Source organism: Shewanella electrica, assembly GCF_022321485.1.
Taxonomy (GTDB): domain Bacteria; phylum Pseudomonadota; class Gammaproteobacteria; order Enterobacterales; family Shewanellaceae; genus Shewanella; species Shewanella electrica.
The window spans coordinates 68,730-81,966 of the sequence record NZ_JAKOGG010000014.1; the positions used below are offsets into that span (position 1 = coordinate 68,730).

Annotated in this window: 12 protein-coding genes and 2 tRNA genes; 6 read left to right on the top strand and 8 right to left on the bottom strand. The window is 48.2% G+C overall.

Annotated features, from left to right (window positions below; translation table 11 throughout):
* The first annotated feature begins 13 nt into the window (after positions 1-13).
* From lolA to serS, 4 genes are read left to right on the top strand one after another with little or no spacing between them, the layout of a single operon-like run.
* Positions 14-619 carry an outer membrane lipoprotein periplasmic chaperone LolA gene (gene lolA, locus L9G74_RS16010; RefSeq protein ID WP_238897422.1) on the top strand — a complete coding sequence of 202 codons (606 nt, stop codon included), beginning with the start codon at positions 14-16 and terminating at the stop codon, positions 617-619.
* Positions 620-631: 12 nt separating this feature from the next.
* On the top strand, positions 632-1,963 hold the full coding sequence (locus L9G74_RS16015; RefSeq protein WP_238897423.1) for a replication-associated recombination protein A: 1,332 nt from the start codon (positions 632-634) through the stop codon (positions 1,961-1,963).
* Positions 1,956-2,330: a fluoride efflux transporter CrcB gene (gene crcB / locus L9G74_RS16020; protein WP_238897425.1), complete on the top strand. Its 375-nt coding sequence runs from the start codon at positions 1,956-1,958 to the stop codon at positions 2,328-2,330. Before L9G74_RS16015 ends, crcB begins: the two co-directional genes overlap by 8 nt.
* 17 nt (positions 2,331-2,347) lie before the next feature.
* Complete coding sequence (serS, locus tag L9G74_RS16025) at positions 2,348-3,634, top strand: serine--tRNA ligase (RefSeq protein WP_238897426.1); 1,287 nt, start codon at positions 2,348-2,350, stop codon at positions 3,632-3,634.
* 843 nt (positions 3,635-4,477) lie between these two features.
* On the opposite strand, the gene L9G74_RS16030 is transcribed toward serS, so the two are convergent.
* The 6 genes from L9G74_RS16030 to punR form a co-directional block, all read right to left on the bottom strand.
* Entirely contained in the window at positions 4,478-4,816 is a 339-nt protein-coding gene (locus L9G74_RS16030; RefSeq protein WP_238897427.1) for a TusE/DsrC/DsvC family sulfur relay protein, read from the bottom strand.
* On the bottom strand, positions 4,810-5,085 hold the full coding sequence (gene tusB / locus L9G74_RS16035; protein ID WP_238897429.1) for a sulfurtransferase complex subunit TusB: 276 nt from the start codon (positions 5,083-5,085) through the stop codon (positions 4,810-4,812). The genes L9G74_RS16030 and tusB overlap by 7 nt, the downstream gene beginning before the upstream one ends.
* Positions 5,082-5,435, bottom strand: coding sequence for a sulfurtransferase complex subunit TusC (gene tusC / locus L9G74_RS16040; protein ID WP_238897431.1), 354 nt, complete (start codon positions 5,433-5,435; stop codon positions 5,082-5,084). The genes tusB and tusC overlap by 4 nt, the downstream gene beginning before the upstream one ends.
* Positions 5,435-5,821: a sulfurtransferase complex subunit TusD gene (tusD, locus tag L9G74_RS16045; RefSeq protein ID WP_238897432.1), complete on the bottom strand. Its 387-nt coding sequence runs from the start codon at positions 5,819-5,821 to the stop codon at positions 5,435-5,437. Before tusD ends, tusC begins: the two co-directional genes overlap by 1 nt.
* Positions 5,822-5,881: 60 nt before the next feature.
* Complete coding sequence (locus tag L9G74_RS16050; protein WP_238897433.1) at positions 5,882-6,541, bottom strand: Bax inhibitor-1/YccA family protein; 660 nt, start codon at positions 6,539-6,541, stop codon at positions 5,882-5,884.
* Positions 6,542-6,656: 115 nt separating this feature from the next.
* Entirely contained in the window at positions 6,657-7,562 is a 906-nt protein-coding gene (punR, locus tag L9G74_RS16055) for a DNA-binding transcriptional activator PunR (protein ID WP_238897435.1), read from the bottom strand.
* A 198-nt stretch (positions 7,563-7,760) separates the two neighbouring features.
* Between punR and L9G74_RS16060 the strand changes: the two genes are divergently transcribed.
* Together L9G74_RS16060 and L9G74_RS16065 are read left to right on the top strand one after the other, a co-directional pair.
* Positions 7,761-7,851, top strand: a tRNA-Ser gene (locus L9G74_RS16060).
* 271 nt (positions 7,852-8,122) lie between these two features.
* Positions 8,123-8,213 (top strand) — tRNA-Ser (locus L9G74_RS16065).
* 138 nt (positions 8,214-8,351) lie between these two features.
* Here L9G74_RS16065 and lacZ read toward each other — a convergent pair.
* Both lacZ and L9G74_RS16075 read right to left on the bottom strand, forming a co-directional pair.
* Positions 8,352-11,519, bottom strand: a complete 3,168-nt coding sequence (gene lacZ, locus L9G74_RS16070) for a beta-galactosidase, LacZ type (protein WP_238897436.1) — start codon at positions 11,517-11,519, stop codon at positions 8,352-8,354.
* Positions 11,520-11,689: 170 nt separating this feature from the next.
* Entirely contained in the window at positions 11,690-12,898 is a 1,209-nt protein-coding gene (locus L9G74_RS16075; RefSeq protein ID WP_238897437.1) for a glycoside hydrolase family 5 protein, read from the bottom strand.
* Between the last annotated feature and the right edge of the window lie 339 nt (positions 12,899-13,237).

Consider the following 13,237-nt stretch of genomic DNA (forward strand, 5'->3'; position numbering starts at 1 on the left):
AAAAGAGGTAATCATGACGCGATTAATGTTTGTAGCGTTGAGCTTGTGTGCCACATCGGCCATTGCCGCCACGCCAGCTGAGCAGTTACAGCAAAAACTTGATGCTAACCCCGGCTTTCAAGCGGAATTTAAGCAAACGGTTACCGACGTAAACCAGAAAGTGATCCAGTCTGGCACCGGCTCACTGGCATTGGCACAGCCGAATCATTTTTATTGGCACCTGCAACAACCCGATGAATCTTTGATTGTTGCCGACGGCAAAGATGTATGGATCTACAATCCATTTGCCGAAGAGGTCAGCGTATTACCACTCGACCAAGCGATTGCCACCTCACCCATGACCTTGCTGGTGCACCGCGATGCAAGCGTGTGGAATGATTTTGATATCAAAGCACAAAACAACTGCTATACCATCGATCCAAAAAGCCAAGATGCTGGCGTGCAAACGGTAAGCGTATGTTTTGATGGCAACAAGCTGACAGAGATTTCGTTAAACGATAATCAAGGTAATCACAGTGAATTTGCGTTAAGCGCCCAACAGCCGATCAAAGCCTCTGCGCCTATCTTTACCTTTACAGTGCCAGAAGGCGTGTCGGTTGACGATCAACGCGGTCAATAACGGCAAGCGAGTATGGATAATTTAGGTTTTGATTTTGCGCCCGATTTTCGCCCGTTAGCGGCGAGAATGCGGCCGCAAACGTTAGAAGAATATGTGGGACAATCGCATATTTTAGGTGAAGGCCAAGCACTGCGCACAGCGCTGCAAGCAGGCAAAGCGCATTCGATGATGTTTTGGGGCCCACCGGGCACCGGTAAAACCACGCTGGCTGAACTGATCGCCAATTATGCCAACGCCCACGTTGAACGCATCTCCGCGGTCAGTTCAGGTGTTAAAGAGATCCGCACCGCAATTGAACATGCCAAAAGCGTAGCGCAGTCGCGCGGCCAACGTACCTTGCTGTTTGTCGATGAGGTGCATCGCTTCAACAAGAGTCAGCAAGATGCGTTTTTGCCATTTATTGAAGATGGCACGGTGATTTTTGTCGGTGCCACCACCGAAAATCCCTCATTTGAGATCAATAACGCCTTACTTAGCCGTGTTAGGGTGTATCTGATTAAGCGCCTGACTGACGCTGAAATCGGCGTCATAGTGCAACAAGCATTGACCGATGCCGCGCGCGGTTTAGGTAAACGCCAATTGCACATGCCTGCTGAGGTTCAACAGCAACTCGCCGACACCGTTGATGGTGATGCGCGCCGAGCACTTAACTTGCTGGAATTGATGGCAGATATGCTGCCAGACGGTGGCGTGTTCAGCAAAGATTTGCTGACACAAGTTGCTGGCGAACAGTTGGCGGGGTTTGATAAAAATGGCGACCAGTATTACGACCTGATCTCCGCCGTACATAAATCGATTCGCGGTTCATCGCCCGATGGCGCACTTTACTGGTATGGCCGCATGCTCGAAGGCGGGTGTGATCCGCTCTATGTAGCTAGACGCCTGCTGGCGATAGCGTCCGAAGATGTGGGCAATGCTGACCCAACGGCGATGACCGTCGCACTCAATGCATGGGATTGTTTCCACCGCGTTGGCCCAGCTGAAGGTGAGCGCGCGATAGCGCAAGCTATTGTTTATCTGGCGGTTGCACCGAAAAGCAATGCGGTTTATACCGCCTTTGCTGCCGCACGTAAATTAGCTCGCGAAACTGGTAATGAACCGGTACCGATGCATTTGCGCAATGCCCCGACGAAATTGCTGGCATCGATCGGCGCAGGCGAAGATTATCGCTACGCCCATAACGAAGATAATGCCTATGCGGCGGGTGAAAATTACTTGCCTGAATCGCTAAAAGACAGTCAATTTTATCATCCGACCAATCGCGGTTTTGAAAAGCGGATGCAAGATAAATTAAAGCAACTGCAGCAGTTGGACCAAGCAAGTCAAAGGAAACGTTATGAATAATCTGGTTTGGGTGGCACTTGGCGGTGCAGGTGGTGCAGTTTTGCGCTACTCAATCTCGATATTTATGATCCAGCTATTTGGTAGTAGTTTTCCTTTTGGTACACTGGCTGTTAATGTACTTGGCTCATTTCTGATGGGAATTGTTGCCGCGCTATCTCAACTTAGTCATATTTCACCTGAAGTTAAGGCATTGTTGGGCGTTGGTTTTATGGGCGCGTTGACAACATTTTCAACTTTTTCAAATGAGACCTTAATGCTCATCCAAGGCGGTGAGTTGTTAAAGGCATTTTTAAATGTGGCGTTGAACCTGATCATCTGTCTTTTGATGGTGTATCTCGGACAACAATTGATTCTTTCACGCGTATAACGAATAAAGATTAAAAAATGTTAGATCCTAAATATCTGCGTAATGAACTGGCAACGACGGCCGAGCGTTTGGCGACCCGTGGTTTTATTCTAGACGTTTCAAAACTTACCAAGCTTGAAGAAACTCGTAAGGCGCTTCAGGTAGAAACTGAAGAACTACAAGCTTCACGTAATGCAATTTCCAAATCGATCGGTCAGGCCAAGTCGCGCGGCGAAGACGTCGCCCCCATCATGGCGCAGGTAGGTGATCTGGGCGAAAAGCTTGCAGCTAAACAAAACGAGCTTGCTGCATTGCTTAAAGAAGTGGAAGCGGTAGCGTTGGGCATGCCAAACCTGCCGGACGAATCCGTTCCAGTGGGTCGTGACGAAAGCGAAAACGTTGAAGTACGTCGCTGGGGCACACCACGCGAATTTGATTTTGAAGTGAAAGATCATGTGGATCTCGGTGAAGGCGTTAAAGGGCTGGATTTCAAAAGTGCGGTTAAACTGACCGGCTCACGCTTTGTGGTAATGCAAGGCCAAATCGCTAAACTGCACCGCGCATTGGCGCAGTTCATGTTAGATCTGCACACCAATGAACACGGTTACACTGAAACTTATGTGCCTTTGCTGGTCAATGACGACAGCTTGTATGGCACCGGTCAGTTGCCTAAGTTTGAAGCCGATCTGTTCCACACCAAGCCTGCCACTGAAGAAGCACAGAGCTTGCACTTGATCCCAACCGCTGAAGTGCCGTTAACCAACTTAGCCCGCGATATGATCATCGACGAAGCTGACCTGCCAATAAAACTGACGGCTCACACCGCGTGTTTCCGCAGTGAAGCGGGTTCATACGGCCGTGATACTCGTGGCCTGATCCGTCAACACCAATTCGACAAAGTTGAGCTGGTGCAATTGGTGAAACCAGAAGATTCAATGGACGCATTGGAGCAACTGACTAACCATGCTGAAAAAGTACTGCAGAAGTTGAACTTGCCATATCGCGTCATGAGCCTGTGTACTGGTGACATGGGCTTCGGTTCTGCTAAAACTTATGACTTGGAAGTGTGGTTGCCAGCACAAAACACTTACCGCGAAATCTCTTCATGTTCAAACATGAAAGACTTCCAAGCTCGCCGTATGCAAGCGCGTTACCGTGGTGTTGCCGATAAGAAACCTACCTTGTTGCATACCCTGAACGGTTCAGGTTTGGCAGTTGGTCGTACCTTGGTTGCGGTATTAGAAAACTATCAAAATGCTGATGGTTCTATCACAGTGCCAGAAGCATTACGTTCATACATGGGTGGCATTGAAAAAATAGGTTAGTCGTTAATGGACAATGACAGTCGTAGATACCTTAAGAGATTATCCTACGTCGTGGTCGCAATATTGTTCTTGCTATTAATTTTTGCGACGTTAGGAAAAGCCGCAGTACTGGTGTTGGAAAACCTTAACTAGCGGATGGTCAGATAAGGCTGAGCTAGTTAAGTTTGGTAAGCCAATGAAAAAGGTAGAGCATCACGCTCTACCTTTTTGCTTTGTGTTGCTGTGGATCGCTTCTACGACGCCGATGTTGTTTTGGGGGGGCGATGCCATGGCATCGTTGAGCTTAGAACTCAAAGCAGTAAGTACATTGAGGCAGCTAGTGCCTGCATAGCGCATAAACCGGTTCCGATGATTGGCAGCAATGTCATTAAGCCAACAGGTCTGGTGCCACATGCGCGTTGCCAAACTGAAATCAACATTCGCCGTCCTTGACTGCCAAGCGCCAATACTGGCGAAGGACGATAAAGCGTCAGCATCAAACTGAACAACCAGCGCATTAGTCGATACCAGAAAAGGTCGCGACGTTTGTTACGCTGGTACGCGGTGATTCGAGCTGCGGAGCGCGCTCCTAACGTTGTGCGAGGGGCTGTTTATCTTTAGTGTTTGATTTTTTTCAAATTAAACGCGTTATGAACGAGGCGCGGCCTGCGATGCTTAGTCAACTAAGCAAGCTGGGGGCAACAAAGTTCAGGAGGCGTTTAAATGAACCCTTCGGACAGCGACAGAGCGCAATTTATTCAGCGTTAGGTGCTGTTGGTGGAGAATAACTACACGGCACATCACCTGCCTTGCCTAAATCACGCTCTGTCTGCTGCAAAAACACTCAGCAAAGATAAGCAGCCCCTAAATACATTTGGCGGGCTTCGGCAGTCCTGCAATCTTAGTGGCTTGTTTAGCCGGGCCGACGGGGAATAACTTGTACAGATATTTGGAGTTGCCTTTATCTTCGCCGAGCTTCTGTCCCATAGCTTTAACGAGCGCACGTATCGCTGGACTGGTTTTGTATTCTAAGTAGAAATCCCGCACGAAATTAATCACTTCCCAATGGGCATCGGTTAATTCAATCTCTTCTTTGGCTGCAATAATAGGTGCCAACTCAGGCTGCCAGTCGTTAACGTCTAGGAGATAACCTTGCGCGTCGGTGGCGATTTCGCGCCCATTAAATTCAATACTGTTTACCACGAAATAACCTTGTCATGTGCTTGCGTCAAGTGTACCCACTGCGCGTAATCGATTTGTTTGAAATGTGCTAACTGCTGTTCCAGCCCAAGTGCGATGACATCCTCGGCTAACACATATGTTGGCACTGAGGGACGACATAACTCAGGTTGTAACAAGCCGTACAGCGCCTCGCCCATAAATAACAAACTGTCGTCGTTACCAATCAGTGGTAGGGCACTTTGATACGCGTTGTCGGCGTTAAGCGATGTGTTGAATTGATGTAGGATCAAAATACCAGTACCTCATCAACTTGCTGCAAATGCTGCTGCATGGTCTGTTGGTCAACCACCTCAGCGTCGTAGCTCAATTGCGTTGCGGCGATACCAAATTGGGCGAGTGAAGTATCGAGTATCATCACCGGCTCAATGTCATAGAAATCGACCGCTTTGAACGTGGCCAGATAATCTTTATTGCCGATGAGTTCAGCCTGCTGCGGCAGGAGGTTAAAAATGCCTTCATTGACAAACAATAGGCTGACTTGTTGATCGAGACTTGCGGCTAGCATGGCGAATTCTAAACCTTCACGCGCGCGCGCATTGCGATGCGGTGCGCTACGAAAAATCACGGCGATCTGTTTCATTAAAATCTCACCACACGGTCACTCTGGCTAATGCCTTTGACTAATTCGACCAAACCACCAGCAATAAAAGCTGCATCAAGATTAGCAGTTAAGCCGTGTTCTTGTGCTTCCATCGCCGCTAACACTCCGCGACGGGCCGCTGCGGTAGCGCAATTGATCAGCGGAATATTAAATTCTTGCTGTAGCTGGCGCCACTCCGCTAGCAATGGCGTTTCATCTGACGGTGTCAATGTCAGGCTGTTACCGTGATAAACACCGTCACCTAGAAAAAACACACTGTGAACCTGATGGCCACTCGATAACGCAGCACGGGCGAATTTTATCGCTTTAAGGCCATTAGCTGGCGCTAACGGTGTGCTGCTTACCAAAATAATAAACGTCTGCATAAAAAAAATGGCCCTCGGTTGAAGAGGGCCATTTTAACGCAGAATAGCGGATTTAGCAGGTTAATCGTCGTTGCTAATACCCAACAGATTCAAAATACTGATGAACAGGTTGAGGAAATCCAAATACAGCGAGATAGTCGCGCGGATGTAGTTGGTTTCGCCACCGTTTACGATACGGCTGGTGTCATACAAAATGAACCCGGTCATCAAAAGTGCGACACCGGCGTTCAGTGCCATAAACACCACTGAGTTGCCTAAGAAGATATTAATGATTGCTGCAACAATCACGACCACTAAGCCAGCAACTAAGAAGCCGCGCATGAACGAGAAATCTTTTTTGGTGGTTACGGCGTAGGCTGACAAGGCAACAAAGATTGCTGCGGTTAAACCCAGCGCTTGCATAATCAGCATCGGGCCGTTGCTCATACCTAAATAGGTGTTAAGCAGGTGACCGAGTGAAGCACCTTCGACACCGGTAAAGGCAAAGATCCATGCCAGACCTGCTGCGGAGTCAGCTTTTCTCAAAGTGACAAACAGCAATACTAGGCCACCAATGGACAGTACCAGCGATGCGATGGGGGAAATGCCGATAGCGGTGGCAACCGCCGCACATACGGCAGAAAATGCCAGTGTCATTGCCAGCAACATATAGGTGTTGCGTAGCATTTTGTTGACGACTTCGGTTGAAGCGCTAATCGAGTAGGTTGCATGCTGATTCATGTTGATCTCCTATGCTACCGATGAAATTAAAATTCGTTATTAATTCAGACCGATGAATCGCATCAGTGTTCCGTGAATTAACGTTTAAGTGTGCGATGACTTTATGAATATAAGGTTAATTTGGTAAAAACCAACTGTTGACCAGGCGCTGATCGCTACTTAAATAATCAACTAACCAACTCATAGCCTCATTTTGCACATTGCGATCCCACACTAACAAGCTATCGCCATCGGCTAGCGTCAGTTCGCAAGATTTTGCCACTAAACTACCGTTTGCCAAAAAAGGCTCAATAAGGTGGGCGGGTAATAAGCCTACACCTAAACCATCTTTCACGCAGTTAATTGCGCGAATCCAATCTGGCACCGACAGCGCCCGTTGTCCGGGAGCAACGCCGCGACGATAACGTGGGTAGTCTGAGGCGGTATCGCTAACACAGATCGCAGGGTAATCAACCAAATCTGTTAGGCTGATGTGTTCAACCTGTGCCAGTGGGTGTTTGGCTGCCACCACAAATTGCCAGTGCAGTTGCGCCAATTTGCGAAACTCAAACGGGCCGCCGACCGGAATGTTCGATGCTGGGCCAATGGCAATTTGGCAACGTTGTTCACTGAGCGCTTGCCAGCAACCGTTGACTTGCTCGCGGTAAATCCGCAGTTCAACATCGGTAAAGCGTTGATAGAATGCGCGGATAAGATGACTGATGCCGTCTTCGCGGACAATGCCGTCAATCGCGATGGCTAGAGCAGGGCGCCAGCCTTTGTTGATGTCTAATGTACTTTGTTTTAGCGAAGCAATGGAGGCCATCACACCTTTAGAGTGGCTAACAAAATGCTCGCCAGCTTCTGTGAGGCTAACGCTGCGATGGTGCCGCTCAAACAATTCAACACCAATTTCCTCTTCAATTTGCTTCACTGCATAACTGATTGCTGAAGGCACTTTATTCAAATGATTAGCCGCAGAGGTAAAGCTTCCAAGCTTGGCGACCAGTTCTATCAGTTCAAATGATTGTTCCGACAGCATGTGCATTCCTTGTTGGTGTGAATTGTTTTCATACAGCAAGTTACTCAGATCTTGCCGCTAACTCAAGCGGACAGTGGTTAAAAACTCGCAGAGTGGCACAATATTTCAGCGGGATGTTCATCAGTTAACCAGTTGATTCAATACATTTAAAAAGGGGTTTACAAGCTCAGCTCGATAGGGATATTATTTGCGGCATCCGGAGGGGTGGCAGAGTGGTTGAATGCACCGGTCTTGAAAACCGGCATAGGTTTATAGCCTATCCAGGGTTCAAATCCCTGCTCCTCCGCCATATTCGGGAAAGGTCGCTCAGTTGAGCGGCCTTTTTTCTTTGCGAGTTTCTTCTTTTTTACCATTCTCACGTTGCCATGACTCAATGACGTTTTTGGGCTATGGGGCGCTGCACAGCGTTCAGTATTAATATCACCTATTGTTGAAAGCCGCTGAAAACGCCAATAAATGTCGATAAATCTAGCGCAATGTGCATCTATTAAGCAGTTGATTCAAAGCTTAAAAAAAGCAGTTTACAAGCGCGGTCGGCTAGGGCATTATTCACCGCGTTCGGAGGGGTGGCAGAGTGGTTGAATGCACCGGTCTTGAAAACCGGCATAGGTTTATAGCCTATCCAGGGTTCAAATCCCTGCTCCTCCGCCATATTCCGAGAAGGCCGCTCAAATTGAGCGGCCTTTTTCTTTGCTAAGTAGCAAACCTTTCTCGATTGCGATACCGCAAGCCGATCTCATAAAAAAAGCGCCTAGTACCTGACTAGACGCTTCTCTTGCTGTAACCGAACTATTTGTTAGCTGTCTTCGGTGCTATCGCAAAGCTAAATTGATAATGCTGCGGCTGCAGTTGGTACTGCGAATGAGCTTTCGCGCCCCAACTGTCATCACCACCCACACCATTTTGTTGATAATCAATATTTACCGTCGTCAACGGGCGCTCGATGATATCGATAGTGTGGCGCTGGGCTTTTTGCAGTCCGGCATCAAAATCACTGTTGTATTGATGATGAGCGCTGAAATCAAACAGTGGTAAGTCTTTACGGCCTTTGATGGCACTGAAGATCAGTCCCTGACCGTTGGCATTACTGATTTCACTCCAGCGTACATCTGAGCGGTTACCATTCTCTTGTGGACGAATATAAGCAAAGCCTAAATCGGCGACCTTGCTTTGATACAACCCAACGAATGCCGCCGTTTTGCGGTCTTGATAGTTTTCAAACGGGCCACGGCCGTAATAATTCACGTTGTCAAAACCATCGGGCATTTCTAACGTCATACCAATACGCGGGATCTCGCTAGGCTCTGCCTGTGCTTTTAAAGGTAAGTCGAGGTTGAAGGTCACTTTGCCATCAGCCGTGATGCGATACTGCACTGTGGCTTGGCTATCAACTGCGGCTAGACTAACTTGCTGCTGTAACACAACCAGTTTCGGCGTGGCAGATACCACGGTTAGGCCTTTGCCCTGTTGATTTAACGTCGCTTGATGCCATGCTTGAGCACGCTGTTGCATGCCATTACCGAAGTCATTATCGGTGGCGGCGCGCCAGAAATTCAGCGTGACTGGCTGACTGAGCATGGCGGCATTACCGATACGATAATCGCTGAGATAACCTTGCGCGTTAAAGCCGATGTTAATGTTACCGACGCGCAACTGTGTGCCATTCTCCGCTTGGGTAAGTTGAATGCTGGTGTCAGTTGATGACGCCGCATCTACCACAACAGGCTGCAACTGTGTGAGCGCTATCTGCTCTTGGGATAATACCCAACCCGCTGCGAGTAAATCGTCAGCCTGTTTAGCTTTGGCATAAAACTCGATAAAGCGTTCGGCCGAGGTATCCGTGTGTTTGCTCAGTGCCGGAATAGTAAAGTTGATCTTTTGCTGTGGCTGTGCGGCCAGCTGTAGCTCACCTTGATCAACTTGTTGACCATTTTCTAGCAGGCGCCAACCGATTTGATAACGGCTTAGGTCGGTAAAGAAGTTTTCATTGAATAATGCAAAGGTATCGCCTTTGACATGGCTAAAATGCAGATCTTGGTAGACTTTTTTCACCTCAAATAACCCGGGGTGAGGTGTACGGTCAGGATTGACTAAACCGTTGAGGCAGAAGTTAACGTCATTGTGTACGCCCTTGGGTTCAAAGTCGCCACCATAGCCCCAATATGCTTGACCATCGGCGGTGTGTTTCACTAAGCCTTGGTCGACCCAATCCCAGATGAAGCCGCCTTGGAATTGTGGTTCTGCGCGCACGATGTTCCAATCGTCACTCAAGTTTCCGCTGCTATTACCCATGGCATGGGCGTATTCAATCCAGATAAATGGGCGTGCTGGTTTTTGGCTAAGATAATCTTTAATGGATTTGTGGTCGGCATACATCCAGCTGTAGATATCGGTGTGCCATTCATGGAAGTCGGTTGGGTGGCGCTCGGCGCGTTCATACTGCACCAATCGTGAGTCATCCCGTTGTTTGACCCATTGATAACCGTGAATAAAGGCTGGGCCATCACCGGCTTCATTGCCAAGCGACCAAAAGATAATGGAAGGGTGGTTTTTATCGCGTTCGACCATACGTTTGATGCGATCTAAGTGCATCGGCTCAAACTCTGGTTTGTTGGCTAGGGTTTTATCTGAATCGTAGCCAAAGCCGTGGCTCTCAATATTGGCTTCATCAATCACATAAATGCCGTATTTGTCGGCCAATTTATACAGATACGGATCGTTAGGGTAATGCGAGGTGCGTACGGCATTAATGTTGTTCTGCTTGAACATTTTAATGTCTTGCAGCATAGACTCGTGGCTAACGACATGGGCTTCAAATTGATCATGCTCATGGCGGTTTACCCCTTTGAACAACACTGGTTGTCCATTGACCAGAACTTGTCCGTCGCGCAGTTCCACTTGGCGAAAGCCAATTTTGCTGCCGATATAGTCCGCTTTGGCGCTACTCTCTGGCAGTGACAACACGATGGAGTACAGGTTCGGGGTTTCCGCCGACCATTTAGCAACATTGGGGATTTCGGTGCGGGCAGTTAGTTCACGTTGTGCATGTTTATCAAGGCTAAATTGCACTTGTTGTTCGTGCACCAACTGCTGTTTTGCATCAAACAGCTGTATCTTTAGCGGTTGCTCTTGATAACTGCGGTCACCCGTATTTTCAAGTTGCAAGGTGAGTTGCAGTACGCCCGTTTGGTAGTTATTCGTCAGTGAGGTTTTGGCAAAGTAATCGCGAATATGCAGTTCATGCTGTTGATAAAGATACACATCACGCTCAATGCCGCTGACGCGCCAAAAATCTTGATCTTCTAGATAGTTACCATCGCTAAAGCGCAAGACTTTTACTGCCAGCTGGTTGTTTCCTGCCTTGATAAATTTGCTGACGTCAAACTCCGTTGGCGTTTTACTGCCTTCGCTGTATCCCAAATATTTGCCGTTGAGCCAAGCGTAAAATGCGGATTTCACCGCACCGAAATGCAGAATTTGTTGGCTGTCGGGGCGCAGTTGGTCAACGTTGAACTCGGTAACATAAGCGCCTGTGGGATTGTGGTCACTGGGCACATGCGGTGCGTCCATTGGAAAGGAATAACCGATATTCACATAGTTTGGGTAATCGTCGGTGTGCATTTGCCAGTTGGCGGGCACGGGCATTTGCATCCACTGTTTAACGGCTTTGGCGTCTTGCCAAAAGTTGGCAGGTACTGCGGCGGGATTTGGATACAACTTAAACTGCCACTTCCCATTAAGATTTTGATAGTAAGGCGATTGGCTCGGTTCATCTGCTATGGTCTTGGCGAGCGTATCGTAGGGAATAAAGGTGGCTTTGGGTGAGAGTGCATTCACCCGATATACAGACAAGTCCTGCCACTCAGTATTCGTGGGAGCATCGACCGTATTAGCGGACGCGCTACAGTTAACGGCCAGTGAACCAAACAATGCGGCGAGCGCATAAATACATTTCATAAGTACATTCCATTGGCTTTAAAAGTTATCAAACGGTTCAAGCAATACGCACACCCGAGAAGGCCATGAACAATAATGTTGGCGTTTTGCTTAGACAAAAAGAGGCCGTGTAACACGATGCATCACCGTGATAGTGATTGAACAGTGGTATGCCCCCAATGAGTGACCGATTAGTACTGCGGGCCACATTGTTTGCTAAACAGCTGGGCCATCAATTCCGGCGAGGCCCAAGTTTTCCAGTCAGGTTTCAGCAGACCGTAGGTTTCTATGTCGCCTTCGTTACGGTTGTATCCCGCCATTTGCGTGGCATTAAGTGGCCAATAGGCCCAACTTACAGGCGTTTCTTCGCCCAATCCACAGAGATAGTGGGCAAAAGCAGATACAAACTGATAGCGATCTTCAGAGCAACGCTCACCGTTGTTGCCGGTTTGCGTACAGCCACCCCATTCGCTGATATAAAGCGGTGCGGTGTATGGTTTGTTGGGTTCGAGTACAAATTCCCAACGCTTAAGCGCTAATTTGGCGAAGTTTTCAGGATTGGTCAAGTTGCCAACTGGATGATTCCACACATAATCGTGCGCCACGTACACCAGTTTATGTGGTGTAGCTAAAGTGATTGGTCGGTGTTTTATTTCGGCCAAATCCACTTGCCAGCGCACGCCACCAATAATGATCAGCAGGTTGGGATTCTGCTTGAGGATGGCGTTACCGGCATGGGTGGCGGCGGCTTTCCAGTCGGTAGCGGCGTTGCCATCGCCCCAACTTGGGACTAAATCGAGTTGTTTATCTGGGCGAACTTCATTGCGTAATTCAGCGCCAACCACAAATGGTCGGTTTTGATAGCGCTTAGCCATAAACACCCAATGTTGGGCAAATGTCTCAGGTGCGTAGTCTTTGGAGTACCACAAACCATCGCCATGTACGTCATCGCAACACCAATCACCGCGGCTACGGTGATTATCCAAAATTACCATCAAACCTGCTGCACCAAACGTATCGATAATCTCATCAAACACCTCAAGGGCTGTTTTCCCTTGTAGCTGAGGATTAGCACTGAGCAGTGTGTCATCGATTCGCGGATTTCTAGCCACCATCTCGTTGGCCCATGGCAGCCGCACTGAGTTGAATCCAGCCTCCTTAATCAGCTCAACCAACGTTGCCAGTGGTTGTTTATCTAAACCGCCAACAGTCAGTGCTGCCGATTCGCCACCAAACCAGTTGATGCTTTTCAACACCACTTTGCAGCCCTTGGCATCGACAATAAATTGCTGATCGGTTGATAGGGGATAGTTGACCGTGTCGCAGTTGGCGTAACTGCAGAATGGCACGATTAAGCTGATGCCCGCGAGACACAACGAACGACAAATGGTGCTAAACATCTGTACTCCTTGGCTTAGGTAACACTTTCGCCCGCACATCTAACAAGATGACGAGCAGGTGTTAATCGTTTGAGAGGGAATAGTTACATAGATTTAGCGCGAAGTGCAGGGTATTTGTATGACTATTTGTGTCTGTGCCGACATGATTACCATAGCGATGGGCAATAATTTTTTCATCTTAGTGGTAAGTAATGAGTGAATTATTGAACTAAGCTTTTTAAGCCAAAACGGCTTAAGGAGCTGAATCAACAGCGACAGTTACCACCTACATGTTGTAAGACAACCAAGCATGGATGCCTTTTCGGAGGAACGCAGTTCGTGTTTAGCTTGGTAAAAAGA